The sequence below is a fragment of the Pseudonocardia sp. CA-142604 genome (assembly GCF_050948475.1).
In the GTDB taxonomy this organism is placed as follows: Bacteria; Actinomycetota; Actinomycetes; order Mycobacteriales; family Pseudonocardiaceae; genus Pseudonocardia; species Pseudonocardia alaniniphila.
On the sequence record NZ_CP192045.1, the window covers coordinates 4852312 to 4878903 of the forward strand.

Sequence of the window (26592 nt, forward strand, 5' to 3'; positions counted from 1 at the left end):
ACCGTCACCGCGCCGGGGTAGGGCCGGACGCCTCTGTCGATTGTCCAACGGACCCGGTCGGGCCTGGGATCGTGTGCTCGCCTCAGCCGTTCGGGATCGACCAGATGACCACGGTGCCGCTCGGCTCGCGGGCGCCGGTCTCGAAGCTGCCGCCGTGCCGTTCGGCTCGTCTCTGCATGTTCGCGAGCCCGCTGCGACGGCGCGCGTGCACCATGCCGACGCCGTCGTCGCGGACGGTGAGGACCAGCCGGTCGGGCCGGACGACGAGGTCGACCTCCGCGGTGCGGGCGCGCGCGTGCCGGGCTACGTTGGTGAGCGCTTCGCGCACCACCGCGACGAGGTCCTCGGTGACCTCGGTGGGCAGGGCGTCGACCGTGCCCGTGAAGCGGACGGCCGGGTCGAAGCCCAGGGCCGGAGCGGCGTCGGCGGCCACGGCGAGTATCCGGGCACGCAGACCGGCAGGGTCCGTCCTCGGAATGTCGTGGAGCTGGAAGATCGTGGTGCGGATCTGCCCGATGGTGGCGTCGAGGTCGGCCACGGTGCAGAGCACGCGGTCGGTCATCGGCCCCGGGCCGAGCCCCATGGCCACGCTCTGCAGGGACAGACCTGCGGCGAAGAGCCGCTGGATGACGTGGTCGTGCAGGTCGGCGGCGATGCGGTCGCGCTCGTCGAGCATGGCGGCGCGTTGCTGCTCGGCCCGGGCCTCGGCGAGCTCGATGGCGACGGCGCCCTGGTTGGCGAAGCTGGCGGCCATGTCCAGGTCGTCGGCCGTGAACGCGGCGCGTCCGCGGACCCGGGCGGCGCTGAGCACTCCCTGGACCCGCCGCGAACCGACCAGTGGCAGGACCATGATCGGGCCGACGTCCAGAACGGTCGGTGCGACCGACCCGAGGCGGGTGTCGCCGTCGGCGCGGGAGAGGCGCAGTGGCTCTCCGGTGAGGAGCACCTGCCCCTCGAGCGATCCGTCGACCGGGAGGGACCGGCCGGTCAACTGATCCGCCCCGATTCCGACGGCGACGTCGACACTCAGCTCGCCGACCGCATCTCTGTCGCCCGGAGGGAGGGCGACGGTCACCAGGTCCGCGCCGGCGATCTCCCTGCTCCGCTGGGCGATCATCTGGAGCGGGTGGACGGCCTCGCTGTTCGTACTCGCGTCGGGGGAGGCCAGGAGCTTGCGGGTGATCGCGGCGGAGGCCTGCAGCCACTCGCCGCGGGTGCGAGCGGAGGCGTAGAGCCGGGCGTTGTCGACGGCGACCGCGGCCGTGGCGGCGATCGCAGTGGTGAGCTCCTCGTCCTCGGCGCTGAACGCGCCCCTGGTGCTCTCGGCGAGGTAGAGGTTGCCGAAGATCTCGTCGCGGATCCGGATGGGCACGCCGATGAAGCTGCTCATGGGCGGGTGTCCGGGCGGGAAGCCGCACGAGCGGGGATCCTCGGCGATACGGACCAGCCGGATGGGGCGGGGGTCCTGGATGAGCGCCCCCAGGAGCCCCTTGCCCTGCGGGAGGTTGCCGATCTGTTCGACGGCGTCCGGGGGCATCCCGATGTGGATGAACTCGGACAGGCCGCCCGCCGGGGAGATCACGCCGAGCGCGGCGTACCGGGCGCCGACGAGGTCCCGCGCCGCCTCGACGATCCGCCGCAGCACGACTGGGAGCGTCAGATCGGTGATGATGAGCTGGTTGGCCTGGAGCAGGCCGCGCAGCCGGCCCTGCGTGGCCATCACCTCCTGGGCGCGATCGACGAGCTGGCCCAGCAGCTCGTCCAGCTCCAGCCTCGGCAGGTCCGGGAAGGTCAACCGGGCCCGAGCGCTTTCCGCGCCGCCCGGCCCGTCGACACGCGGCGCGGGCGTGTCAGCCGGCCGGTGGGCCTCAGGAACCGGTGCACCGTGGTCGGTCGACACGAGCACCTCCTGCGCTCGGTGGACGCCCACCTGGGCCGGCAGGGCGGCGTTCCGAGCCGAGGCGGGTCTGCCTGTGCCGTCCACCGTACCGGCCTGCCGGTCGCGCGCACGCCCGACGACCTGGTCAAATGCCGGATCACCCCTCTTCGTCCGGGTCCTCGTCGCCGGGTCCTGAGCCGGCGGCGAGTGAGTGGACGAGGTCCGTGGCCGTCACGATTCCGACGAGGCGGCCATGGTCGGAGACCAGGACGGCGTCGCCGTGCTCGTCCTGCATGCGGCGGGCGGCATCGGAGCGGCGAGCCGTCACGGGCAGCGGCGCGGCGGGCCGGGTCAGGTCACCGACCCGGAAGGTCGCGCGCACGAGGGGCGAGCAGGCCGACGTGGCGAAGCGCGCGAGGTCGATCTCGAAGACGACACCGCAGCAGCGGTTCCCGTCGAGCACGGGCAGGTGCCGGACGCCCGTCGCGGCCATCAGGTACAGGGCCGTCGTGCAGGGGGCGTCGGCGGTGATGGCCACCACGCGAGTGGTCATGAGGTGCGTGAGCAGCGGGTCCTCGTCCGCTGTCTCCGGCGTTGCCGCGAGTCGTCGGCGGTCGGTCGGCACGGTCACGCCACCAGATCGGCCGGATGGGGGCGGACGACAGCCACCGGGCAGGGCGCATGCTGCAGGACCGTGTCGCACACCGAGCCGAACACCCGCTTGCGGAAGGTGCTTCGCCCCCGCGAGCCCACGACGACGAGCTGGGCGAGAGCGGCCTGTTCGAGAAGCGCGTGAGCGGGACGGTCCCTCGCCACCACCCGCCGGATCTCGACGTCGGGCTGCTTCTCGCCCCACTGCGCCAGCCGCGCCGCGAGCATCTGGTCCTGGTCGGCGTCGATCGCACCCCATTCCTGCACCGGCCACACCGCTGGGTCGGCGATGTACTCCATCCAGGCGTGCACGGCCACAAGCGGCACGTCGCGGGCAGCAGCCATCTCGAGCGCGAAGATGAGTGCCGCGTCGCTCGTCGCGGAGATGCCGATGCCCACGACAACGGGTCCGCGGGGCGGAGGCTCCGGCTCTCCACCACGGACGACCACCACAGGACAGCGTGCCTGGGTCGTCAGCCCGACGGCCACCGAGCCGACGAGAAGTCCGCCGTACCCGCCGAGGCCGCGTTTGCCGACCACGATCGTCCCGGCGTGCTTCGACTCGTCGACGAGCACCGAGAGTGGACGGCCGTCGACCACGTCCTCGGTGACCTCGATGCCGGGCGCCACAGCCGCGGCCACCGTCGCCGCTTCCGCCACGGCCGCCCGGGCGCCCTCCAGCATCACCTCGCGGTAATAAGGGTCTGGTCCGGGTGCCCCGATGCGCTTGGACGGCCGTTCGAGAAACGCCTTGACCACGCGCAACCCGACCCGCCGGCGCCCGGCCTCACACGCTGCCCACCGGGTGGCCGCGAGTGCGGGACCGGACCCGTCGACGCCGACGACCACCGGTTGGGCGAGTCGCCATGCGCCCGCCATGACCCCTCCTCGGCTCGACGCTTCCAGGTTCGCGAGCGAGCATGCTCCACGGCAGCGGCGGTGGTCCCGGATCCGTAGGTCGTTCGGCCTATCGGGGGCCCGGCGTCCGGACCCCGGTGCTCGACCCCAGCGGTGCCCCGGAGGCCGGTGCCGAGGTCAGAACCGCCGAGGTCAGAACCACCGAGGTCAGAACCACTGTGCGAAGTCGGCCTTGCGGATCATGCAGTGCACGCCCTTGGTCTTGTCGACGACCTGGCTCACCTCGAAGTCGCCCGCGGCCGAGAGGTACGCCATCGCGGTCGACCGCTCGAACCCGAACCGCTCGACCAGGAACGTGATCGCGTGGCGTACGCACTTCCGCATCGCCTCACCGAGGTCGGGGTCCATGCCCGTCGGGATCCAGTACCCCGGGGACTCCAGCAGCGGGTTGCGCAGACTGCCCGTCGCCGCCGTCGCATCAGCCCCGGAGAGCACGGTGAGCCGGAGGGTGGCGCGCAGGGACGCTTCCAGCGCGGTGAGGGCGACCTCGCCGTTGCCCTGCGCGTAGTGCGGGTCGCCGGTGTAGAAGAGGGCACCGGGCACCGAGACCGGGAGATAGAGCGAGCTGCCCACCTGCGCCCACTTCACGTCGATGTTGCCGCCGAAGTCGCCGGGCGGCACCGAGTGCACCGGCTCGTCGGTTGCCGGGGCCACCCCCATCAGGCCGAGGAACGGGTCCAGCGGGAAACAGGCCTGCCTGCCGTCGGAGGCAGCCATCCAACTGACCATCCGCCCGCCGCTGAGGCCGACGCGGCAGAACTCGTACGTGGCTCCGGGACCCTCGGGCAGTTCGTCGGGCAGTGCGCTGTAGCCGTGACGGCTGCTCACGAAGCCGTACGGCGTGCGGGGCAGGAGTTCGAGGACGTCGATCTTCAGGACGTCGCCCGGCTCGGCGCCTGCGATCTCGATCGGCCCGGTGACGACGTGGGGCCCGTCGTCCGGGCCGTGGGGGATACCGCTACCCGCGATCGCCGTGGCGTCGTGCAGCACGTCCGTGGCCTCGACGCCGTAGCTTCCCAGGAACTCGACGGGGTTGCGCCCCTGGTCGGGGAGGATTCCCTCGTGGCTGAGCGTGTCGATCGTGACCGTGTCGCCCGAGTCCATCGTGAGGCACGGGGTGGACTTCTCGTTGGGGAGCCAGCCCCAGCTCACCGTCTCCGTCGTGGAGGTGAGCAGATGGCGGCCGGCGATGGCGCCCTCGCCCGGCTGGAGCAAGGTCGAGTTCATGCGGGGTCTCCAGGGTTGTCGTGGCCGGTGTTGTCCACTGCCTCGTGGCCCGGCAGGCCGACGATCAGGTCGATCTCGACGTCGGCGCCCACGGCGAGCGCGGTGGTGCCGACACAGGTGCGGCTGGGCAAGGCGCCGGTGAACCAGGTGCGGTACGCGGCGTTGAACGCCTCGAACTCGGTGAAGTCGGTGAGATAGACGCGCGCCATGAGCACGTCGTCCATGTCTACCCCGAACGGTGCGAGGCAGGCGAGCAGGTTGCGCCGCACCTGCTCGGCCTGGGGGAGCAGGCCGCCGGTCACCAGCTCTCCCGTGGCCGGGTCGGTCGGCATCTGCCCGGTGACGAAGAGCAGCGTTCCCCACCGTGTGACGTGGGAGAACGGGGCCACTGCCGGCGGCACGCCCTGCTCGGGCGTGAAGCTGAAGGACTCCCGATGCGGTATCACGATCAGACCTCCACGGTGTGTACGGCCCGGAGGAACCGGGCGGCGGCCGGATGCTTGGGGTGGTCCAACACCTCCGCGGTCGCGCCCTGCTCGAGAACCCGGCCGTCGGCCATGAAGACGGCCCGGTCGGCGACCTCCCGGGCGAAGCCCAGCTGGTGGGTGGCGATCAGCATCGTCAGGCCTTCGTCGAGGGCGAGCGAGCGGATCACCTCCAGTACCTCCTGGACCCGCTCCGGGTCGAGCGCCGAGGTCGGTTCGTCGAGCAGCAGCACCTGGGGGCGCCCGGCGAGCGCCCGGGCGATGCCGACGCGTTGTTGCTGCCCACCGGAGAGATGGCGGGGGAGCGCGTGCGCCCGCTCCGCGAGGCCGACCCTGTCCAGCAGGCGATCCGCCTCGGCCATCGCCTCGTCCCTGGGCACGCGGTGCACCCAGCGCAGCGGCACGGCGACGTTCTCCCGTGCCGTGAGGTGCCCGAACAGGTTGAAGTGCTGAAACACCATGCCGACGCCGGCGTCCACCCGCTGCCGGGCGACCTCCCGCTCCGGCAAGGTCGCGCCGTCGTCGCGGTAGCCGACCTCGATCCCGTCGAACGAGATCGTGCCGCGATCGAGGGTCTCGAGGTGGTTGATCAGGCGCAGGAGCGTGCTCTTGCCCGAACCGCTGGGACCGAGCAGCGCCACCACCTCGCCCTTGCGGATCTCCAGATCGATGCCGCGCAGCACCTCGTGATCGTCGAACGACTTGTGGACGTCGGTGATGGTCAGCGCGACCCGGGCCCGGCGGACGGCGGCGTCCCGGGACACGGCCCCATTGCCGACGGTAGCGCTGGAGACGGCGCCTGCGGGAGCGGCACCGTTGGTGACCGCGCCGTTGATGACCCTGCCGTTGATGACTCTGCCGTTGATGACCGCACCGTTGCGCACCGCGCCGTTCATCGGCCGCGGACCCGATGTCTCCACGGGCTCCGGGGTGGCCCCGGTGTCCGGAGCCGTGGGTCTGCCGCGGCGCCGGTTCCCGATCCGGCTGAGATCGGCGGCCCGCTCGATGGTGAGCTGCAGGCCGGTGATCGCCCCGGTCAGCACGAGGTACATCAGGCCGGAGGCGAAGAAGATGCTGAAGTAGTCGAACGTGGCCGACGCGAGTTGGTTGCTGCGCAAGGTCAGCTCCGGCACGGCGATGATCGAGGCCAGCGCGGAGTTCTTCATCGTCGCAACCGCTTCGCTCCCGATCGCGGGGATGGCCGCGCGCGCTGCCTGCGGTCCGACGATCCGGCGCATCACGATCCAGGGCCGCAGCCCGACCGCACGTGCCGCGTCCGTCTGGCCCCTGTCGACGCCGAGCACCGCGGAGCGCAGGATCTCGGCGAAGAAAGTGGCCTCGTTCGCGGCCAGGGCGACCCCGGCGGCCATGACCGGGCTGAGGACGACGCCTGCGTGCGGCAGCGCGGTGAACACGAAGACGAGCTGGAGCACCAACGGGGTGCCCCGGAAGATCACGCTGTAGGTACGCGCGATCCCCGAGACGACGCGATTGCCGCTCAGCGCCATCCCCGAGAGCACCAGGCCTCCGGCGAACCCGCCGAAGAAGCCCAGTGCCGTCGTCTGCAGCGTGACCAGGATCCCGCCCAGCAGGTAGGGCATGGACAGGTAGTGCAGGAAACTGCTCATCAGCTCGCGGTGACGAGAGACGGCGCCTGGATGGCGGACTGGTCCAGCTGCCACTTCTGGGCGAGCTGGGTCTGCAGGCCGCTCGTCTGGATCTGGGTGAGCGCCGCGGTGAAGGCGTTGCGGATCGGCGTCTGGCCCTTGGGCACGGCGATGCCGATCGAGTAGGGAAGAGTCAGGGTGGTGGCCCTGGCCAGCTTGTCGGACTGGTCCTTGACGAACCGGTTCACCGTGTTGACGTCGTTGATGTAGGCATCGGCGCGGCCGGAGAGGATCGCCTGCTCGCAGTCGGCGTTGTTGTCGAACAGTGCCGTCTGGGCCTGCGGCTTGCCCTTCGACTGGCACGTGGTGTTCTGGGCGTTCACCAGCGGTACCTCGACGAATCCCTTGTTCAGCGCCGTGGTGGTGCCGCACAGCGAGTCGTCGATTCCGGTGATCTTCTTCGGATTGCCCGCAGCGACCAGGACGCCGTCGAAGACCTTGGAATAGGTGATGAAATCGGCGGACGCAGCCCGCTCCTTGGTCGCGTAGATGTCGGAGACGATGAAGTTGGCCTGCCCGCTCTGCAAGGTCGGCAGCAGCGCGTCGAAGGCCACCGGCAGGTAGTCGACCGTGAAGCCGAGGCATTCCCCCATCGCCTCGGCGAGGTCGATGTCGAAGCCCTCGTACTTGGTCGGGTCGTTCACCGAGATCGACTCGTATCCGGGTGTGTGCGGATTGATCGCGTCGGTCAGCGTCTTGCCGTTCAGATCGGGGTTCTGTGAGCGCAGTTGCATGCAGGCCGGTGACGACACCAGCGCCGGGTAAGCGGGAGCGCCGCCGCCGGGGGCGGGGGACGAGCCGCCACTGCCGCAGGCGGTCGCCAGCAAGGTGATGGCACCGGCGGCGGCGAGGAGCGCGGCAGGCCGGAGCAGGCGGTTGAGCATGTCGGAGGAGTTCCTTCGCGTGGTCACCTGGATCGAAAATCCGTTGGTCGGACCAGCGCACTGTAGGTCGCGAGAAAACGTGGAATCGGACGGTCGATATTGTGTTTACGCTGCGGAAACGCGGCTGTGACCGCTCGAAACATCGATCGGGAAAAAGGTCGCAAATGCTGTGTTCGGTCGGCTGTGCAGGCCGCCAGGGCCAGGTCACCGGAGCAGGTGAGCCGGCTGTACTCCGAGCTGGACGGCAACACGGTCGCCTCGCTCGGTGACGCCACCGGAGGATGTGCTCACCTGCTCCGGACTGCGGCTGGATGCGGAGTCCCTGCAGCTCGACCTGCTACCAGGCGGTGCGGGCGCGCGACCAGGACGCCGCTGTGGCCGCGATGAACGAGCACCGGAGCGTGATCCGCGCCGTGATCGCCCGGCACGCCGACGGAGATCGCTTTCCCGGCCCGGTCGGCCTGCTCGGTGGTCTCACCACGCGGAGACCCGGATCGCCACGAGGATGGCCACTGCGGAGATCGCCGAGAGAACGAGCATGGCCAGAGTGATCTGGACGTGCAGTACCTGCTGCCCGTGCGGGATGAGATGGACGTAGAGCACGAGACTGACCGCGGGTGCGATCGTGGCCGCCAGGGTGCCCGCGACGAGCTCCGCCGGGACGCGGCGGGCGAGTTGACCGACCCGTGTCAGCAGTCGCGCCACGCGGGCTGGGTCATAGGCAGCGCTGTTGCGTGACCGGGCATCCGTGATCAACCGGCTCACGATCGGTAGCGAGAGGAAGCCCACGAGGAACGTGCCGAGCGAGGCCAGCGCGGCCGCAACCGGCGAGTCGGACGGGAGGAACTGCTCACCGAAAACCAGACCGGTGGCCACGCCGTAGGCGAAGAAGGCATAGCGGTCAATAGCCGAGCAGAGCTGCGCCGTGACGACGCGGAACGCCCGGAGCGTGCGATGCAATATTTCTTCCGTGTGGCGGGTTTGCCCGCACGCAGTTCGCGGCGGATGGGGATAGTCCGCGGTAGGGTTGGCCATGACGAATCCTTTCGGGGAGCTGGTGCACTCGGTGGCCAGGTCGAACGGTACGCGATAACCGTTGAGAAGCGCGACAGGTCATTAATCTGTGACCTTCGAAGATCAATTCGCGGGGTGTTCGTTAATCGGCCGTTCCGGCGTGCATCTACGACATTCTCTGCCGACGTCTCGCGAACGTGACCGCCGGCTTGCTCCAGTCGCATCGTCCGTTGCGGGTCGAGAACGGACAAAACCCCGACTCCGGGGATCGATACCCGGGCGACATCGTGCTGATACCCGAATCGTCATTGCTGGGGGGTATGCGGGCTGCTGGACTCGTGGTGTCCGGAACGGAATACCTCAGCGGGGACAGGCACATGGGAAAGCTCGACGGCAAGATCGCGATTGTTACGGGTGCGAGCGCGGGTATCGGCCTCGCCACCGCGCAGCGATTCGCAGAGGAGGGTGCCCTCGTCTACCTGACCGGGCGTCGTCCGGCCGAATTGGAATCGGCAGTGGCGAAGGTCGGGCACGGCGCCGTCGGAGTGCAGGGCGACGTGGCGAAGGCCGAGGACATGGAACGCGTGTACGACACGGTGCGGCACAACGGACACCGGATCGACGTCATCGTCGCGAACGCCGGCGGTGGTGGCTTCGCGCGTCTCGAAGACGTTACCGACGAGCATGTCGAGTCGATTTTCGCGGTGAACGTGAAGGGCGCACTCAACACGGTGCAGAAGGCGCTTCCGCTGGTGAACGACGGGGCGTCCATCGTTCTTGTCACCTCCATGGCGGCCACGACGGGGCGGGAAGGACTGGGTGTCTATTCCGCCGCCAAGGCCGCTGTGCGCTCGTTTGCGCGCACCTGGGCGTATGAGCTCCGCGGGCGGAACATCCGTGTGAACGCCCTCGCCCCGGGCGCCACGGACACACCTGCGGTCGACCTCGCGATCAGCACGTTCGCCGAGGACGAGGCCGCGCGGCGCGAGTGGAAGGCGAACCACGCGGCCGACGTGCCGCTCGGACGGATGTCCCAGCCCGAGGAACAGGCCGCGGCTGCGCTCTTCCTCGCCTCGACGGAGAGCAGCTACGTCACGGGCGTCGAGCTGGTGGTCGACGGGGGAATCACGCAGGTGTGAATTCGGCGCCCACGGTCACGAGGCCCGGTCGAGTGCCGCCGCAGCCGCGATGTTCCTCGCTGTGCGTACGAACGCGGTGCGCGCGCCCGGTGCAGCACCCACGGGCCAGCCGAGGACCAGCACGGTGGGCGGAAGATCGACCACGGGAACCGCCAGCACAGAACGTCCGAGCCGGTCGGAGACGTTCGCGCCGACCACCACGATCACGTCTCCCAGCGCCACCCGGTCGACGATCTGGTCCAGGGACTCGATGGGCCAGTCGTCGCGGTATGCCGCCTCCCGTGCGAGATCGGCGGCCGTGACGGTGGGGCGGGCGGTCAGGGGGTGTCCTGCCGGCAACAGCGCGACGGGCTTCTGCTCGGTGAGCTCGACCGTATCCAGGCCGGCAAGGTCGTTGCGGCTGCACATCAACCCGATGTCGGCGGTGCCGTCGCGCAGCGCCGACATCGGGTCACGGGTGAGGACGATCTCGAGTTCGGCGGCTCCTGGCTGCCTCCGGTAGGCGCGGATCACGTCCGTGAGCAGACCGGGGTCGGTGCCCGGCCGGACCGCCAGCACGAGCCGGTCCGGGTGGCCGCTCTGCTGGGCCCGCAGCACGGCGGTGTCCACGGCGTCGAGTGCCTTGCGGCTCTCGGCGAGGAAGACGTCTCCGGCCGCCGTGAGCGTGACGCGGCGGCTGGTGCGCTCGAAGAGCTGCACGCCCATCCGGCGTTCGAGCCGGCTGATGGCCCGGGACAACGGCGGTTGCGCGATGCCGAGTCGCTCGGCGGCCCGCCCGAAATGCAGCTCCTCGGCCACAGCGACGAAATAGCTCAGCTCGCGCGTCTCCACTCGATCCACACCGTCAGCGTAGGAGTGGCCCGAGCCGGACGCGCCGGATGGAGAGTCATGAGGTCCTGACCAGGCCTGGCCAGCCATCATGTGCTGGTCAATGAGCAGGTCGACGTCTACGAGGCGAAGGCCCATCTGTCGCGGTTGCTGGAGCAGCGTCGAGGCGGGTGAGGAGATCGTCATCGCCCGGAACGGACGCCCCGTCGCGCGGCTCGTGCCAGCCCGATACCAGCATCGCGGGGATCCGTTCGATCGCATGCTCGTGGCCCAGGCCCGTGTGGAGGGGCTCACCATCGTGACGGCCGACAAGGCCGTCACCGCGTACGACGTGGCGATCCTCCCGGCCACCGAGTGACGAGGCCGGCCGTGCTCACTCACGGTGTGGCGCGGTATGCCGGGGCTCGTCGTGGGGCCGTGCGGGGGCGGTTCTCGAGCAGTTGCAGCGTGCGGGGCGCCACCACCACCGACAGCACCACCACGCTCGTCGAGCGGGACACCGTGGGCGAATGGTTGAGCTGCAGCAACGTGTCCTGCAGGTCCTCGTGGGACGACGCCGCGAGCCGGCACAGCACGTCGGACGTGCCGGTCGTCGCGTACGCCTCCAGCACCGCCGGCAGCGCTGTGAGCTCGGCGGCGACGTCGTCGAGGGCGCCCTGCGCGATCTCCAGGGTGACGAACGCCTGCACGGGATATCCGGCGGCGACCACGTCGATGTCGGGGCCGTACCCGGTGATCACACCGCCGCGTTCCAGGCGCTCGAGCCGGGCCGCCACCGTGCCACGTGCGACGCCCAGCGTCCGCGCCAGCTCCAGGACCCCCGCGCGCGGGCTGTCACGCAGCGCGCGGAGCAGGTCGACGTCGAGGGCGTCGAGCGTGAGCGGTGCTGTCATCGTCCTGCCTCATCTGGTCGATATGCACAGCAGATGACCGAATGATCTCGCCCATCTGGCACTCCTGCCACTTGGATCCCCCGCTCTTGCTCAGAACGGGCAGCCGCGGTGTCATGCGGCCATGACCGTTGAGCACACCCTCACCGACCAGGAGCGATCGGCCGAGCTGGACCTGCAGCAGCTGCGCCAGCTCGTGGGGCTGGTCGAGTACGACCCGGAGGGCGATCCCTTCCCGGTCACCGGCTGGGACGCGGTGGTGTGGGCGGTCGGCAACGCCACGCAGGCGGCGCTGTACTACCAGCTCGTCTTCGGCATGGAGCTCGTCGCGTACTCCGGTCCCGAGACGGGCAACCGCGACCATCACGCCTACGTGCTGCGTTCCGGGGCGGTCCGCTTCGTCCTCATGGGCGGGGTGGACCCCTCGAGTCCGCTGCACGACCACCACCGTCGCCACGGTGACGGCATCGTCGACGTCGCACTCGAGGTGCCCGACGTCGACCGCTGCATCGCCCACGCCCGCCGCGAGGGTGCGCAGGTGCTGCAGGAGCCGCACGACGTCACCGACGAGCACGGCACGGTGCGGATCGCTGCGATCGCCACCTACGGCGAGACCCGTCACAGCCTGGTCGACCGGTCCCGCTACACCGGCCCGTACCTGCCGGGTTACGTCGCCCGCCGCTCCGGCTACGTCAAGCCGGCGGGCGAGCCGAAGCGTCTCTTCCAGGCGCTCGATCACGTGGTCGGCAACGTCGAGCTGGGTCGCATGGATCGGTGGGTGGAGTTCTACAACCGCGTCATGGGTTTCACGAACATGGCCGAGTTCGTGGGCGACGACATCGCGACGGAGTACTCCGCCCTGATGAGCAAGGTGGTGGCGAGCGGCAACCACCGCGTGAAGTTCCCGCTCAACGAGCCCGCGGCCGGGAAGAAGCGCTCGCAGATCGACGAGTACCTCGAGTTCTACGGCGGGCCCGGCGCCCAGCACCTCGCCCTGGCGACGAACGACATCCTGACCACGGTGGACGTGCTGCGGGCCAAGGGCGTCGAGTTCCTGTCGACGCCGGACTCGTACTACACCGACCCCGCGCTGAGGGCGCGCATCGGCGAGGTGCGGGTGCCGATCGAGGAACTGCAGTCGCGCGGCGTCCTCGTCGACCGCGATGAGGACGGTTACCTGCTGCAGATCTTCACGAAGCCCCTCGGTGACCGGCCCACGGTGTTCTTCGAGCTCATTGAGCGGCACGGGTCGCTCGGATTCGGCAAGGGCAACTTCCAGGCGCTGTTCGAGGCGATCGAGCGCGAACAGGCCCGTCGCGGCAACTTCTGAGCCGTCGGGGCCCCGGTGGGTCAGCCGGCTCCGTCGGCGATCCGGTCGAGCCACTCGCCGAGCAGGGCCTGCTCCGCCGCGCTGAGAGCCGCCGTGGGCTCGGAGCGCAGCGCTGCCTTGAGGGCGACGGCCCGGGTGCGGGTGGCGTCGCCGGGTTCGGACGCGGCCCGGGAGTCCGGCACGCCATCGACGGTGATCTCGCGCAGCACGTTCTCCCGCGCGATGGTCAGCAGTTCGAGGTCCCGGTCGTCCTCGGGCGTGGCGATGAGCGAGAGGACCAGGCCCATGGCGGTGCCGTGGATGAGCCGGGCGGCCCGGTCGACGCTGTAGCGGAGCCGACCGGCCACGGCGACCCGGGAGACCATGCGCAGCAGCACGGCCTCCGCCTCCCGTGCGGCGGGGCAGGGGGCGGAGTCGGCGTACATGAGCGTGTAGAACGCCGGACGGGACAGCCCGAACTGGACGTGCATGTCCCAGCCACGCCGTAGGTCGGCCACCGGATCGTCGGACTCGTCGAGACCGTGCTTCTGCACGAGGTAGGACTCGAACCCGAAGGCGGCGACCGCCTGGAGGAGGCCGGCCTTGTCGCCGAAGAGGCGGTAGAGCGTGGGCGCCTGGACACCCGCGGCCGTGCCCACCGCGCGCGTCGACACCGCGTCGCGGCCCTCGCGTTCGAGCAGGGCCGCCGCGGCCCGCAGGATCCGATCGCGCGTGGTGGGCGCAGCTGAGATGTCGGTTTCGACGGACATGTGGCGAAGTTACCGCTCCACTCCTGAGTGTTGGCAGTGCTAACACTAGCTTATTACCGAAGCTACGGTAACAATGATAACGTTCAAGCGTTAGCCAAGGTTCTGCACGACAGGAGTAACAGAGATGACCACTTCGGTCCCACGTCGCGTCGCGATCGTCACGGGCGGAACGCGTGGCATCGGCCGTGCGACCGCCGAGCGGCTGGCCGCAGACGGCATGGCCGTGGTCGCGGTGTACGCCGGCAACAAGGAAGCGGCCGAGGAGACGGTCACCGGAATCATCGCCACCGGCGCGCGGGCAGTGGCCGTGCAGGCGGACGTCGCCGACGAGCACGCCGTCGCTGCCGCGTTCGACGTGGCGGAACAGGAGTTCGGTGGCGTCGACGTCGTCGTCAACGCCGCAGGCATCATGCTTCTCGGCCCGCTGGCCGAGTTCGACCTCGACGCGTTGGACCGGATGCACCGCACCAACATCCGTGGCACGTTCGTGGTGAACCAGCAGGCGGCCCGCCGGGTGCGCAGCGGCGGCGCGATCATCAACTTCTCGACGACGGTCACAAAGCTCGCCCTGCCGACGTACGCGGCCTACGCCGCCAGCAAGGGCGCCGTCGACGCGGTCAGTCTCATCCTGGCCAGGGAGCTTCGCGGGCGGAACATCACCGTCAACGCGGTGGCTCCGGGTCCGATCGCGTCGGACCTGTACTTCGAGGGCAAGGACCAGGAGACGATCGACCGGGCGGCCAAGGCCAACCCCATCGAGCGGCTGGGCATGCCGGCCGACATCGCCGAGGTCATCTCCTCCCTCGCCGGCCCCGCCCGCTGGATCAACGGTCAGACGATCTACGTGAACGGCGGGGTGATCTGACGACAGCGCCGACTGCGGCCCTGATCCTGCGGCCCTGATCCGGACGAGAGATCAGGGCCGCAGGATCAGGCGGATCGGGTTGCCCTTCTTGTGGGCCAGCCGGTCGATGGCGTCAGCGGCGCTAGCGAGGGGGAGCACGCCGCTGATCGAGCGGGAGAAATCGAGCCGCCGTCGGCGGATGAGGGCGACGAGCTCCTCGATGTGCACGGCGAGCGAGCCGTAGTGCCCGAGGACCTGCTGCTGGAGGTAGCTGAAGCGGGTGCCGCCGGTGATCGTCAGGGGCTGGTCCGTGAGCCCGACGAGGACGAGTTTGCCCTGAGGCGCCAGACATCCGACCGCCTGCTCGCGGACCGCGGGCACTCCGGCGAAGTCGAACGCGACGGCGAGGCCTCCGGACTCCGCGAACACGCGCTTCGCGAGGGCCGGGTCGTCCGGATCGAGGGCGAGGTCGGCGCCGAACTCGAGGGCGCGGTCGCGGGCGGCAGGTAACGGGTCGATGGCGATGATCGGCGCCGCTCCGATCATGCGGAGCAGTTGGACGGCGTGAGCGCCGAGACCACCGGTGCCCCAGACCCCCACGGCCTGCGCCGGTCTGGTCGCGGCCGTCGCGGTCACGGCGGCCCACGGCGTGGACACGGCGTCGGGGATGATCGCGGCCTGCTCGAACGGCAGATCGTCGGGAATGGCGACGAGGGTCGTCTGCGACGCGAGGGTGTACTCGGCCCACCCGCCGTCGTAGTCGACGCCCCTGGTCAGAACCCGTCCGGCGGCGTCCAGCTCGCCGGCGAGCAGCAGCACCCGCTGACCGGGCTGCCAGCCGGTCACCCCCGGGCCGAGCGCGTCGATGACGCCGGACACCTCGTGTCCGAGCGTCACCGAGTCGCCGGTGAGGTGGGCCGGGTTGAGCATGCCGTCGATGAGGTGGACGTCGGAGAGGCAGACCCCGGCCGCCTTCACTGCGATCCGCACCTGGCCGGGCCCTGGGTCGGGTACCGCCAGCTCATCGATCCCGAAGGTCCGGGTCGCCACGTCGAGTCTGCCGGCGAGCATGCGATCACCTGTCTCGTTGGTCGTGCGATGACGGTCGGCGCGACATCGGGCCGACATCTCGTTCGCATGATCCTGCCGGACGTCGTCCGCTCTGCCCGGCCGAGGCGGGGCGGGCGGCTCCGGCCCGGGGATGTCGGCGAGGTGGCGGCGGTCCCGCCGTCGACGCGGGCGCGTGATCACGGGTTGCTTCACCCGCGTGCAGCCCGGGACGCTGCCGTCGGGCGCCTACGCCGGGAACTTTGCCGGAATCGGTGAGATACGGGTGAATTTCTCGGACGGAACGTGACGCGCGGCCGCGACCGGCGGCCATAAATGTCCATGATCGGCGTGGATGTTGTGGGTCAATTGGTGACCGAGAGTGCGCGCGGACTGTGGCTCGGTGACTCTGCGACAATATGAGTGTGCGGGGAATCGAGGCATGGAGTTCATCGTCCGGGAGCTTCATCCACATCTTTGTGGTTTTCGTGGCGGTGGCTGCCCTGGCCGCCTGCAGCGCATCGGGCGATTCCGGCGGAATGGATGACGCCGGTGCTCCGCCCGCCGACTACGTCGACATCGCCCAGGTTCCCGTCGCGCCGCCCGCGCCTACGGTGCAGGTGGGCGGTTCGACGGGCACCTGGCGTATCGACTGCGGGCGCAACATGCAGGGGATCCACAACTCGGACAACGTGGTCGCCGACCCCGGAATCGTCGGCGGAGCACATCATTTCCACGACTATGTAGGCAATGTCTCCACCAATGCGTTGTCCACGGACCAGAGCCTGGCCGCGGCGGCGACGACCTGTCCCGACGACGACAAGTCGACGTACTACTGGCCGGTGCTGCGCGAGCCCGGTCCGGACAATGCCGCCAGGTTGGACAACTCGGCCGACCACAACATGGGCCGCATCCTCGTGCCGGACTCGGTGCTGCTGGAGTACCGCGGCAGCCCAGTGAGCTCCGTGGTGCCGATGCCGGAGTTCCTGCGAGCGAGCACCGGCAACCCCCACGGGTTCAGTCAGGGCGGTGTCAACTCCGAGCACGTGCAGTGGACCTGTTCGGGAACCAGGGACCGCATCACGCGGCAGCAGTACCCCCGCTGCCCGCTGGGCCAGCAGGTGGTTCGCATCTTCGACTTCCCGAACTGCTGGAACGGGCGCACGACCGACAGCCCGAACCACCGGGCGCATCTGCAGTTCCCGGACGCGGCCGGTGCGTGCCCGTCCGACACGTTCCCCGTGCCCCAGTTGCACATGGAGATCGCCTACACGGTCACGCCGGGCTCCAACTACACGATCGACAGTTTCCCGGAGGAACAGCACAGCCCCATCAGCGATCACGGCGACTACATCGATGTGATGCCCGACTCTTTGATGGACAGGGTGGTCTCGTGCATCAACTCCGGACAGCAGTGCACGGCGTGAGTGTTGCCACCGACATCTGGGGAAATCGCCGGAATACGCCCGACATGTCCCGTTCGAGTAGCGCGGAGAGGGCTCCTGTGGCGGTGTCACCGGCCGGTAGACGCAGTCACCGCGGAAAGACGGTGAACCATTTCGCTGCGGCGCCCGTCATCTCAGGCGATGCGCTCCACAGCTCCCCGTCCGCTCGCATCGGGCCAATGCGCGAAGGGCGATGAAACGATGAAGGCGTCCGTGACTCGGCTGCCGCTCGCACCGAGCGGTGCTGCCCGTGATCGCGCCTGTCGTCATGCCCGCATCGGCGGCTGCCGGCCGGGCGGCGGAGCAGGTGGATGCGCTCGTTCCACCGCCTTCGGGGGACGTCCTGTGCTCGCAGGGGTGATCGGGGGAGCCCTTCCGTTCCACAGGCGCGTCCAGAGGCCGGGGCCTCGTTGGGTGGAGTCGCATCCCGTGTGCCGCTGGGTGCTCGGCGTGCGGCGAAGTGGGTGTTCGTGATCGACAGGCCGGCCGGCAAGCCGTGTGGCCTGCCGTCGCCGCGCCGCGTTCAGGCACGACTCGAGGGGACCGCATCGCGGGGGAAGGTGGTGGGGGGATGGCGGGGCCGAAAGCCCGTGACCGCCGGAACATGGCGGACGAGGCGCTCATCCGCTCGTTGTTCAACGAGCACGGGAAAGCCATGCTCGGTTACGCCACGCGGCTGACGAACGACCGTGCTGCCGCGGAGGACGTCGTGCAGGAAGCGATGCTGCGGGCGTGGCGCAGCCCGGACAGCCTGATCAACAGCAAAGGGTCGGTGCGGGGCTGGCTCCTCACCGTGATCCGCAACATCGTCATCGACCGGGCCCGCGCGCGGAACGCACGGCCACCCGAGGTCGCGGAGACCCAGAACACCGTGCCGGTCGAACGTGACCACGCGGAGCAGGTGGTGGACCACATCGTCGTGCTCGACGCGCTGGAGCGCCTGTCCAGCGAACACCGCGACGTTCTCGTGCAGATGTACCTGCAGGGTCGGACCGTGGGGGAGACGGCCGAGGTACTCGGCATCCCGAGCGGCACGGTGAAGTCGCGCTCCTACTACGCGCTGCGGGCGCTTCGCGACCTCTTCCCGAAGCGCCCGACGGGCATGGAAGGAGCGGCCTGATGAGGTTGTCGGACAATCACGCTGACATCGACGGCTACGTGATCGGCGAGCTCGATCCGGATCAGGTTCGCGTCGTCGAGGAGCACCTCGCCCGGTGTCCCGGCTGCCGGGAGGAGGTGCAGTCGCTCCGCGAGGTGCAGCTGCTCCTCGCCTCGGTCCCGATGGAAGCGATGCTGGACGGGCCACCCGACGACGCGGATCTGCTGCTGCAGCGGACGCTGCGCGAGGTACGGACCGAGGAGACGGGCACGACCGCCCGCCGCACGAAGTGGGCCGCTGCCGCGGCGGCGGTCGTCGTGGCCGTCGCGTTGTGCGTCGGCGTGCTCGTCGGCTGGACCACGGCGGACTCTCAGCAGATGGCGTCCGCGGTGCCGTCCCCGACTCCCATGAGGCCCGGCACCCGCTTCGTCACCGCGCAGGACCCGGGCACAGGGGCCCGCTTGACTGTGCGCCTCGTCCCGGCGCCCGGGTGGGTGCGACTCAACGCGGCCGTGAGCGGAATTCCGGCGGGTCAGGCGTGCCACCTGGTCGTGATCGGCCGGAACGGCGACCGGGAGACGGCCGGAGGCTGGCTCGTGTCGGCAAAGGCCGCGAGCAAGGGAGTCACGCTGGACGGCGCGGCGCTGATGGACCCCGCCAAGGTGTCGATGGTCGTCGTGGAGAGCACCAACGGGAGCCCGCTCGTCGCGGCCGACGTCTGACGCCGGTCACTCGGAGGGCGGCGTGGCGTCCGGGCCACCCCGCTCGCGCCGGCGTACCGCCACCTGCACGGCACTCAGCAGCATCCGGGCAACGAGCCCGACCAGGATCAGCCCCATGACCATCTGGAGGGTCGTGACGATCCGGGCGACCTCGGTGCGCGGCACGATGTCCCCGAACCCGACCGTCGTGAAGACGGTGACCGTGAAGTAGAGCGCGTCGGTGCGGCCCAGCGTCTCGGAGAAACTGCCGGGCTGGTTGTTCGCGATCACCAGGTAGATCGTGGCGAACAGGAGAATGAAGATCGGTAGCCCGGTTGCGGCGGCCTCGATCGCGCGCACCCGCGGGGTCTCGGACCTGAGCACGGCCTGCACCTGCCGAACGGCGAGCACGGCGAGCAGCAGGAGCACGAGCGCGAAGCGGAGCCAGGTGCGCAGGTCGAGTGTCATCCGCAGCGGAGCGAGATAATAGACGGCGACCAGGAACGTCGTCATCAGGAACGACCGGAGCAGGCTCACCGCGACAGCGCGGCGGTACCGATGCTTCCTGTCACTCCCGCTCGGCCTGTCACTCCCGTTCGGCACGGCCCGTCCCGGGCGGCTCAGTCCGTGCGCGTTGTCGCGGGCCCGATGGAGGAGGGCGTCGTGTCGGATGACCCTCCGGCGTCCCGGCCGGGCCGGCCGCCGAGACGCTCCTCGACCCGTTCCAGCGCGAGCACCCCCGCGATGATCGACGGCGGCAGCAGCGCTGCCAGGAGGAACTCGACGACCATCACTCCTCCAGAGGGACGGCGAGGTGGACCTCGATGCCGGCAGCGTCGACGGCGGCCGGGTGCCGGTACCGGCGCATCAGATGGCGAGGGCCTTGCGGTCGGCCGAGCACAGCGCCCAGATCACGAAGACGTCGAGAGCGATGATCAGGAGGGACCAGAGCGGGTAGTACGGGATGAACATGAAGTTCGTCAGCATGCTGATCACGGCCAGCCCGACACCGACGACGCGGCCCCAGATCTGTCCGGTGAGCACCGCGGCACCGGCGAGGGCGACGACGATGCCGACGATCAGGTGGATCCAGCCCCAGGTCGTGACATCGAAGGAGTAGACGTAGTTCAGGCCGACGACGTAGACCTCGTTGCGGAACAGCGCCACGAGCCCGGCCAGGAACTGGAAGATGCCCCCGACGATCATGATCGTGCCGGCGAAGACGAGAAGACCGGTCTTCCAGGGCGACGTTCCGGCACCGGTCGTGTTGTCGTAACCGCTCGTCGTGTCGGTGGGGCCGGTGCCGGCCGTGCCGCTGCCGGTCCCGCTGCCGGGCGTGCCGCTGCCGGTCGAGCTGGTGGGAGTGGCTTCAGGCGATGTGGACATCGAAACTCCTCCTCGGCGTGCGTTTCGGTGGGATCGTGTCTCGCCCGCAGGGCTCACCCCTCATCCGTGAGGGGTGAGCCGGGCTACCCGCGGCGCGTTCGCCCACGGCGGTGGGCGGGGCCTGAATCAGACCTTCTCGGGGTCCGTCTCGGAGAAGGCCTCCCGGAGCTTCGCCTCCTGGTCGGCCGACAGGTTCGTGCTGATGAGCTCGGCACGGGTGCCACGGAAGGCGTCGACGACACGGTCCGTGACGGCGTCCTGGGTCATCGCGAACAGGGCGGACGTTCCGGGAGTGACCTTGTCGCGCACCTTCTTGATGAAGTCGTCGTCGATGCCCACGTCGGTGAGGGAACCGGCCAACGCCCCCACGGCGGCACCGACGGCAAGGCCGAGCAGCGGCACGAAGAAGATGAGGCCGAACAACAGACCCCAGAAGCTCCCGCCGAGCGCGCCCGCGCCGGTGAGGTTGTGCAACTGCTGCGTCCGTGGCTTCTTCCGATCGGCGGGCCAGGTCACCACCGCCGCGTCCACCACGCGGATCAGCTCCTGCTTCTGCAGCCGTTCGAGTGTGGTGAGCGCGTTCTGCGCACCGTCCGCCGTGTCGAACTTCCACACCGTCAGCGTCGCCATGTGGGGCCCTCCTCGTGAGCGATCGGTCGCGGCGACTCTGCGGACCGCGGACCGCGCGGGCATCACCCCGCCGGGGTGAAGGACCACGCGGGCGCTATCCCGGCCGCTCGACGTCCCGGGCCTCGTCCTCCCGGTTGGCGTCGAGCCGCTGCATCGACACCACCTGCAGGCCGAGTGACTGGATCAGTGCCAGCACGGAGTGCATCTCCGCGTCGTCGACCGTGCCGGTGAGGACGGTCTGCGCCGGCACCTCCACCACGTCCATCCCGGCGAAGGCGTCCCGTGCGCGCTCCGACAACCGCCCCGCCAGGCGGAACTCGTAGCGTCGTCCCGGCACGGCAGGCCTCCTCCCACTCGCGCCGGCCGACACACCGGCGAGAGCCGAACAGCGACAACGATCGTCCCGTTCGTGCGCCGCGTCCTCCCCCGGCACAGGTGATTCCCCGTCAGGGCAGAAGCCCGCGCTCGGACGCCCGCTGCACCGCCTCCCGCCGGGTGGAAACGCCGAGCTTGGCGTAGATCGATCGGATGTGGCTCTTGACGGTGTTCACCGAGACGGTCAGCTCGGAGGCGATCTCGCCGGCGCCGCGCAGCGACGGCAGCAGCGCGAGCACCACGAGCTCGCGTTCGCTGAGCACAGCGGCCGGTTCGGCGCGCACCGCCAGCGTGGCGAGCCGCGCTTCGAGCTCCGGTGATCCGGTGGGCCTGCCGCGGTCGGCCAGCAACTGGCGGGTCCGTGGCCCGGCGAGGGCGAACGGCCGGACGACCCCGATCGTGCCCGCCTCGGCCAGTGCCGCATCGAGTGCCCCGTGGGCCTCGGCGTCGTCGCCGCTCTCCAGCGCCGACTCGACGTCGAGCAGGTGGATCTCGAGCAGGGTGTGAGGGAGCAGAACGGGCACGGCGCAGGCGCGCACCGGGTCGACGGTGGCCCGTGCGATCTCGTAGCGGCCGGTGATCACTTCCGTCCAGGCCTGCAGCAGCAGCACCTCGCCGGTCGGGCCGATACGGGATTCGAGCCAGTGCTGGATCTCAGCGGCGGCCGGGGTGTTGCCCTGCAGCAACGCTGTCCGGTGCTCGAGGACGCCCAGCGCGGCGCGGAGCACCCGCGGTGCCGGTGCGCCGCCCAGCTCACGCCGTGCCGCCCGCATCTCGGCGGCTCCGCGGTCGCGTTCGCCCTCGTCGGCGAGGGCGGCGCCGCGCACGGTGCGCAATGCGTACGCGGCCTCCGGCGTGATCGGGTCCGATGCCGCGAGGGCGGTCTCGGCACGGGCCCGTGCCCCGGCAGGGTCGCCCTCGAGCAGGTCGGCGTAGGCGAGCATCCCCGTGGCGCAGGCGGACCAGCGGGACGGGTGGAGGTTGTGGCGCAGCGCCGCCGCGGCAGCCTTCCCGGCTGCGGCCACCATGCCGCGGTGGTCGCGCCGGAGCGCCGCCACGGCCGCGGCGAGTGTGCTGCTCTGCACCTCGACCCGGCCCAGGTCGTGGGTCGTCGCGAGGATCGTGCACTCCGCCAGCTCGGCGACCGCGACGTCGAGGTCCCCGTGGCCGTCCGGGGACAGCTCGGCCGCAGCGCGGCTGAGGTGCAGCAGTGCTGTGAGCTCCGGCCGGACGTCGGGCGACCCGTCGCCGGCCACGGGTGGCTCGGGCACGTCATGGGTGGGGATGCCGGGCGCGAGCAGCTCGGCGGTGCTGCGCAGGACCTCGAGCTCGCGATCGGCCGTTGCGGGCCAGGTCAGCCGCGCGTGCTGCAGATCGACGGCGGCCGCCGCGAACGCGCGCTCCTCGAGGTGGGCGATCGCCGAGACCAGGGCGAGCCATGGGTCGGCTGCCCGGGCCGTCGGGCCGACGGCGGTCAGCGCGCGGCGCAGCGGCGTCAGGTCGGCGCTCGCGAGCAACGGCACCGCGGAGCGGAGCAACTGGGCGAGCTGCTTCTCGTCGCCTGCGCGTTCCGCGTGGCGGAGCGCGTGGACGTGTTCGCCGCGTTCCGCCCACCAGCAGGCCGCCACCGTCTGCAGCCGTTGGTGCAGGCCGGGCCGGTGCCGATGCAGGCTCGCGCGCAGGTACGACCGGAGCAGGGCGTGTATGCGGTGCTCACCCGGCCCCGCCCGCTCCACGAGCGCCGTCTCCCGCCCCATCTCGTCGAGCAGGCGCCCGGCGTCCGGCCGGTCCGACAGCGCGACGGCCAGCGGGGTCGGCAACACGGAGCACACGCTGACCGCGCGCAGGAAGTCCTGTGCGTCGTCGGCGAGGCCGGAGAGGATCTCGCCGGTCAGGTAGTCGGCGATGGATCGCTCGTCGCCGGAGAACTGCAGCAGGAACGCCGCGGGATCCTCGCTGCGCCGCAGTGCCAGGGCCGCGAGCCGCAGTGCGGCCACCCAGCCGTCGGTGCGCGCGTGCAGGAGCGCCACCTCGACCGGATCGAGGTCCAGGCCGGCACTCTGCAACAGCGTCACCGTGTCCGTCACGTCGAACCGCAGCTGCTCGGCGCGGATCTCGTGCAGCCGCCCCTCCCGCCGGAGCCGTGGCAGCGCGAGCGGCGGGTCCACCCGGCTCGACAGCACCAGGCGAAGGCCCGCGGGGCGGCGGGCGACGAGCCGGGAGAGTTCGCGCAGCGGCCGTGGCGCGGTGAGCTCCTGCAGGTCGTCGAGCACCAGCCGGACCGGCGGGTCGACGACGTCGAGGGCCTCGCCCAGCCAGTCGAGCACGCCGCCGTCCGGGACGTCGTGGCCGGGACCGCTGCCCTGGACCGCGTGTCGTACGGCCGTAGGCACCGATGGGAGGGCGGCGAGCGCGGTGAGCACGGCCGACCAGAAACGGCCCGGATCGTCGTCGTCGGCGTCGACCGACACCCAGGCGGTGTCGGGAAGCGCCCGGCTGCGGACCCAGTCGGCGAGCAGGAGCGTCTTGCCGTAGCCGGCGGGGGCGCTCACCACGACCAGCTGCGCGGCGCCGGCTGCGTCGAGCCGGTCGAGCAGCGCGGGCCGGGGCACGAACTCGGCCGGCAGTTCGGGCACCGTGGTCTTGCCGCCCGGGATCCGCGCCGCATGGCCGCGGGCGCCTCGGGTCGTGCCGGTCGGCGAGTGCCCGATCACGTGAGCAGGCCCTGTTCGTGGGCGGTGAGGACCGCGGTACGGCGGCTGCTCACGCCGAGCTTGCCGTAGATCGCGCGGACGTGGCTCTTGATGGTGTTGAGCGAGACGTCGAGATCGTCGGCGATCTCGTCGAGGTTGTGCAGGGACGGCAGCCGGGCCAGCACCTCGCGCTCACGTGCGCTCAGTTCGGCCGCGGGGTGTGGTGCGGTGTCGCGGCCCGCGGCGAGCGCGCGCACGGCGAAGGCGTCGCGGTCCTCCGTCCCGCCGAGCTGGTCGACGAGTACCGCGCGCAGCTCGGGGCCGACCAGGGCGAAGGGGCGCAGCGCGTCCTGCGGCTCGGCGAGCTCCAGCGCCGTCTGGACCGCGTGCCGGGCGGCGGGCCGTTCGTCCGTGGCGATCGCCGCCCGAGCCACGACCAGCCACGCCTCGACGATCGTGTACGGAAGCAGGGACGGGATCCGCCCGTCCAGCACCGGCTCGACCGCGCTCCGCAGCACGTCCGGTGCGGCAGCGCCCGTTCCCGATGCCGCCTCCGACCAGGCGCGCATGACGGCGAGCTCCCCGCACGCGGGGCTGTGGGCCGCCAACCAGCCCGCGGTGGTGAGGGCGGCCGTCGCGTGGCCGAGCAGGAGTGCGGCACGGTGTTCGAGGACCGCGGCAGCCGCGGCGAGCGGGGGCGGGACCGGGTCTTCCCCGAGCTCGGTCCGGGCGTGCTGCAGCTCCATCAATCCCGCGGTCCGGTCGCCGGTGTCGGCGAGCGCCGCGCCCCGTGCGGTGCGCATCGCGAACCGGACCACCGGGTCGATGTCGTCGGGAGCCGCACGTAGGCCGTCGGCGGTGGCCTGCAGGGCGACGGTGGGACGGGCCCGCAGCACTGCAGCGTGCGCACGCACCGCCTGTGCCGCCGTGGCCCACGCCGAGCAGTCCCCGTGCCCGGCTGCCGCTTCGCTGTCGACGGCCTCGGTGGCGGCGGCCTCGGCGGCCGGCAGGTCGCCCAGTACCCACGCCGACACCCCGATGAGGGTGAGGCAGTGCACCTCGAGCAGATGCAGGCGCTGGTCCCGGGCGAGCTGCAGCGACGCCTCCAGCTCCGCCTGTCCGGCCAGGACCGCTCCGGTGGCGAGGTACGCGACCGCCCGGCCGGCGAGCGTCCACGCCGCCAGAACGGGATCGCCCGGCGTGGGCTCCTCCGGCGAGGGCACGGAGCCGATCCCGGCGAGCCGCTCCGCCGCGCGGTGGATGACCGTCAGGTCGGCGGCGACCTGGTCACCGTCGTCGGGCGGCTTCCGTGAACGACGCAGAGCGGCTCGGGCGGCAACGCGATTGCCGTGTCCGAGGTGCAGCAGAGCGCCGACCAGCGCCGCCCGCGGGTCCGCGCCGGAGCCCTCGGCCGGGGTACCCGCCGCATCGAGCGCGTGGCGCAGCACTGTGTGCTCCCCGCGTGCCGCCAGCTCCGCGGCCGAGTGCTGCAGCAGGCGGGCGATGCGACCGGCGTCACCGGCGTCCACGGCGTGCCGGAGGGCCACCGACGGCCTGCCGTGATCCGCCGACCACTCGGCGGCGCGGCCGTGCAGCCGGACCCGCGCGCCCGGAGTGCACCGCTCCAGGTCGGCGAGCAGGTAGGAGCGCAGCAGTTCCTGGGTGCGGTATCCGCCGTTCCGATCCGCCCCCTGGCCGCCCGTCCGGACGACGAGACCCGTGTCCCGCTCGAGACGATCGAGGACGGCGGGGGCGTCGTCCCGCCCGGACAGCTCGATGGCGAGCTCGGCCGGCAGGACGTCGCAGATGCTCGTCCGGCGCAGCAGCTCCCGCTCGTCCTCCGGGATCTGCGACAGCACCTCGCCGACCAGGTACTCGGCCACCGGCTGCGCGTCCCCGGAGAACTCGGCGAGGAACGCGTCGGGATCGGGATGCCCGCGCAGCGCGAGTGCGGCGAGCTGCAGGCCCGTCGCCCACCCACCGGTACGCGCGTGCAGCAGCTCGGCCTGCGCCGGCGTCAGGCGCAGCCCGCATCGCGCGAGCAGCGCCGCGGCCTCGTCGGGGGAGAACCTCAGCTGCTCCGCCCGTAGCTCGCACAGCCGCTCCTCCAGCCGGAGACGGGCCACCGGGAGCGCAGGATCCACCCGGCCCGCGAGCACCAGCCGCAGCCCGCTGCGGGTGGCGCGCGCGAGCGCCTGCAGCCCGTGCCGGGCCTCCGGTGCGCGCAGGTGGTGAGTGCCGTCGAGGACGAGCTGGACGGGTACGGGCAGGGTGTCGAGGCCGTCGAGGAGATCGTCGAGGAAGTCCAGCCCGACGGTCGTGCGGGAGGGAGCCAGCAGGCACAACCGGCTCGACGGGGGGACGGCAGGGCAGCAGCGCAGCGCGGCGAGCACACCGCCCCAGAGCCTGCGCGGGTCGTCATCCTTCTCGTCGAGCGCGAGCCAGGCGCTGGGCACCTCGCTGTTCCGGACCCAGTCCGCGAGCACCAGCGTCTTGCCGTAACCGGGCGGGGCGCACACCAGAGTGAGCGGGCGTTCGAGGCCGCGCTGGAGGATGTCGGAGAGCGCCGGACGCGCCACGAATTCCGGCGGCGGCACCGGGGGCGTGGTCTTGCACCGCGGCACGTGGACCATCACACCCCCCTTCCGCCCGTGATCGGGGGCGGTGACGGATCCGGAGGGTTTCCGCCATTACGCGCGGGGGCGGGAAGC

General features: G+C 71.0%; 25 protein-coding genes and 2 pseudogenes. 7 read left to right on the forward strand and 20 right to left on the reverse strand.

The genetic code is table 11. The features are described from left to right. Positions 1-82: 82 nt before the first annotated feature. From ACQPZQ_RS21930 to ACQPZQ_RS21970, 9 genes and pseudogenes are all read right to left on the reverse strand, one after another. Positions 83-1900, reverse strand: coding sequence for a sensor histidine kinase (locus tag ACQPZQ_RS21930; protein ID WP_433298776.1), 1818 nt, complete (start codon positions 1898-1900; stop codon positions 83-85). A 136-nt stretch (positions 1901-2036) separates the two neighbouring features. Then, positions 2037-2510, reverse strand: coding sequence for a CBS domain-containing protein (locus tag ACQPZQ_RS21935; protein WP_433298778.1), 474 nt, complete (start codon positions 2508-2510; stop codon positions 2037-2039). Then, positions 2507-3409, reverse strand: a complete 903-nt coding sequence (locus ACQPZQ_RS21940; RefSeq protein ID WP_433298780.1) for a universal stress protein — start codon at positions 3407-3409, stop codon at positions 2507-2509. Before ACQPZQ_RS21940 ends, ACQPZQ_RS21935 begins: the two co-directional genes overlap by 4 nt. Positions 3410-3595: 186 nt before the next feature. Further along, entirely contained in the window at positions 3596-4675 is a 1080-nt protein-coding gene (locus tag ACQPZQ_RS21945; RefSeq protein WP_433298782.1) for an acetamidase/formamidase family protein, read from the reverse strand. Next, positions 4672-5121, reverse strand: coding sequence for a RidA family protein (locus ACQPZQ_RS21950; RefSeq protein ID WP_433298784.1), 450 nt, complete (start codon positions 5119-5121; stop codon positions 4672-4674). Before ACQPZQ_RS21950 ends, ACQPZQ_RS21945 begins: the two co-directional genes overlap by 4 nt. A gap of 2 nt (positions 5122-5123) precedes the next feature. Next, positions 5124-5924 carry an amino acid ABC transporter ATP-binding protein gene (locus ACQPZQ_RS21955; RefSeq protein WP_433299305.1) on the reverse strand — a complete coding sequence of 267 codons (801 nt, stop codon included), beginning with the start codon at positions 5922-5924 and terminating at the stop codon, positions 5124-5126. Positions 5925-6170: 246 nt separating this feature from the next. Then, a pseudogene (locus tag ACQPZQ_RS21960) lies at positions 6171-6788 on the reverse strand (amino acid ABC transporter permease); the annotation flags it as partial. After that, positions 6788-7738: an ABC transporter substrate-binding protein gene (locus ACQPZQ_RS21965; RefSeq protein ID WP_433298786.1), complete on the reverse strand. Its 951-nt coding sequence runs from the start codon at positions 7736-7738 to the stop codon at positions 6788-6790. The pseudogene ACQPZQ_RS21960 and the gene ACQPZQ_RS21965, both read right to left, overlap by 1 nt. A gap of 447 nt (positions 7739-8185) precedes the next feature. Next, complete coding sequence (locus ACQPZQ_RS21970) at positions 8186-8671, reverse strand: hypothetical protein (protein WP_433298788.1); 486 nt, start codon at positions 8669-8671, stop codon at positions 8186-8188. Between the two features lie 431 nt (positions 8672-9102). Between ACQPZQ_RS21970 and ACQPZQ_RS21975 the strand changes: the two genes are divergently transcribed. Then, a complete protein-coding gene (locus ACQPZQ_RS21975) occupies positions 9103-9864 on the forward strand; it encodes an SDR family NAD(P)-dependent oxidoreductase (RefSeq protein ID WP_433298790.1) in 762 nt (253 codons plus the stop codon). Between the two features lie 15 nt (positions 9865-9879). Here the strand turns inward: ACQPZQ_RS21975 and ACQPZQ_RS21980 are convergent, their stop codons facing one another. Then, positions 9880-10704: a LysR family transcriptional regulator gene (locus ACQPZQ_RS21980; protein WP_433298792.1), complete on the reverse strand. Its 825-nt coding sequence runs from the start codon at positions 10702-10704 to the stop codon at positions 9880-9882. 91 nt (positions 10705-10795) lie between these two features. Here ACQPZQ_RS21980 and ACQPZQ_RS21985 point away from each other — a divergent pair. Beyond that, positions 10796-10912: pseudogene (locus ACQPZQ_RS21985) on the forward strand (type II toxin-antitoxin system Phd/YefM family antitoxin); the annotation flags it as partial. 157 nt (positions 10913-11069) lie between these two features. Here the strand turns inward: ACQPZQ_RS21985 and ACQPZQ_RS21990 are convergent. After that, entirely contained in the window at positions 11070-11585 is a 516-nt protein-coding gene (locus ACQPZQ_RS21990; RefSeq protein ID WP_433298794.1) for an Lrp/AsnC family transcriptional regulator, read from the reverse strand. 121 nt (positions 11586-11706) lie between these two features. On the opposite strand from ACQPZQ_RS21990, the gene hppD reads away from it, so the two are divergent. Next, positions 11707-12912 (forward strand): 4-hydroxyphenylpyruvate dioxygenase, encoded by a 1206-nt coding sequence (hppD, locus tag ACQPZQ_RS21995; protein WP_433298796.1) that lies wholly within the window; start codon positions 11707-11709, stop codon positions 12910-12912. 20 nt (positions 12913-12932) lie between these two features. Here hppD and ACQPZQ_RS22000 read toward each other — a convergent pair whose 3' ends face one another. Beyond that, a complete protein-coding gene (locus ACQPZQ_RS22000) occupies positions 12933-13661 on the reverse strand; it encodes a TetR/AcrR family transcriptional regulator (protein ID WP_433298798.1) in 729 nt (242 codons plus the stop codon). 124 nt (positions 13662-13785) lie between these two features. Between ACQPZQ_RS22000 and ACQPZQ_RS22005 the strand changes: the two genes are divergently transcribed. Next, positions 13786-14526 (forward strand): SDR family oxidoreductase, encoded by a 741-nt coding sequence (locus ACQPZQ_RS22005; RefSeq protein ID WP_433298800.1) that lies wholly within the window; start codon positions 13786-13788, stop codon positions 14524-14526. 51 nt (positions 14527-14577) lie between these two features. Here ACQPZQ_RS22005 and ACQPZQ_RS22010 read toward each other — a convergent pair whose 3' ends face one another. Then, the gene (locus ACQPZQ_RS22010; protein ID WP_433298802.1) at positions 14578-15576 is read right to left on the reverse strand and encodes a zinc-binding dehydrogenase; all 999 of its coding nucleotides are present in this window, start codon (positions 15574-15576) and stop codon (positions 14578-14580) included. Between the two features lie 395 nt (positions 15577-15971). Here ACQPZQ_RS22010 and ACQPZQ_RS22015 point away from each other — a divergent pair, with 395 nt between their 5' ends. From ACQPZQ_RS22015 to ACQPZQ_RS22025, 3 genes are all read left to right on the forward strand, one after another. Next, on the forward strand, positions 15972-16979 hold the full coding sequence (locus tag ACQPZQ_RS22015; RefSeq protein WP_433298804.1) for a DUF1996 domain-containing protein: 1008 nt from the start codon (positions 15972-15974) through the stop codon (positions 16977-16979). A 589-nt stretch (positions 16980-17568) separates the two neighbouring features. Then, complete coding sequence (locus tag ACQPZQ_RS22020) at positions 17569-18117, forward strand: sigma-70 family RNA polymerase sigma factor (protein WP_241040752.1); 549 nt, start codon at positions 17569-17571, stop codon at positions 18115-18117. Further along, entirely contained in the window at positions 18117-18818 is a 702-nt protein-coding gene (locus ACQPZQ_RS22025; protein ID WP_433298806.1) for an anti-sigma factor family protein, read from the forward strand. Before ACQPZQ_RS22020 ends, ACQPZQ_RS22025 begins: the two co-directional genes overlap by 1 nt. A 6-nt stretch (positions 18819-18824) precedes the next feature. Here ACQPZQ_RS22025 and ACQPZQ_RS22030 read toward each other — a convergent pair whose 3' ends face one another. The 7 genes from ACQPZQ_RS22030 to ACQPZQ_RS22060 form a co-directional block, all read right to left on the reverse strand. Next, a complete protein-coding gene (locus ACQPZQ_RS22030) occupies positions 18825-19334 on the reverse strand; it encodes a potassium channel family protein (RefSeq protein ID WP_433298808.1) in 510 nt (169 codons plus the stop codon). 83 nt (positions 19335-19417) lie between these two features. Further along, complete coding sequence (locus tag ACQPZQ_RS22035) at positions 19418-19588, reverse strand: hypothetical protein (RefSeq protein ID WP_433298810.1); 171 nt, start codon at positions 19586-19588, stop codon at positions 19418-19420. A 76-nt stretch (positions 19589-19664) separates the two neighbouring features. Then, positions 19665-20183: a DUF7144 family membrane protein gene (locus ACQPZQ_RS22040; RefSeq protein ID WP_433298811.1), complete on the reverse strand. Its 519-nt coding sequence runs from the start codon at positions 20181-20183 to the stop codon at positions 19665-19667. A 126-nt stretch (positions 20184-20309) separates the two neighbouring features. Then, entirely contained in the window at positions 20310-20813 is a 504-nt protein-coding gene (locus ACQPZQ_RS22045) for a DUF1269 domain-containing protein (protein ID WP_433298813.1), read from the reverse strand. A gap of 94 nt (positions 20814-20907) precedes the next feature. After that, the gene (locus ACQPZQ_RS22050) at positions 20908-21150 is read right to left on the reverse strand and encodes a hypothetical protein (protein ID WP_433298815.1); all 243 of its coding nucleotides are present in this window, start codon (positions 21148-21150) and stop codon (positions 20908-20910) included. A 109-nt stretch (positions 21151-21259) separates the two neighbouring features. After that, complete coding sequence (locus tag ACQPZQ_RS22055; RefSeq protein WP_433298817.1) at positions 21260-23902, reverse strand: LuxR C-terminal-related transcriptional regulator; 2643 nt, start codon at positions 23900-23902, stop codon at positions 21260-21262. Further along, positions 23899-26514, reverse strand: a complete 2616-nt coding sequence (locus ACQPZQ_RS22060) for a LuxR C-terminal-related transcriptional regulator (RefSeq protein ID WP_433298819.1) — start codon at positions 26512-26514, stop codon at positions 23899-23901. The genes ACQPZQ_RS22055 and ACQPZQ_RS22060 overlap by 4 nt, the downstream gene beginning before the upstream one ends. Between the last annotated feature and the right edge of the window lie 78 nt (positions 26515-26592).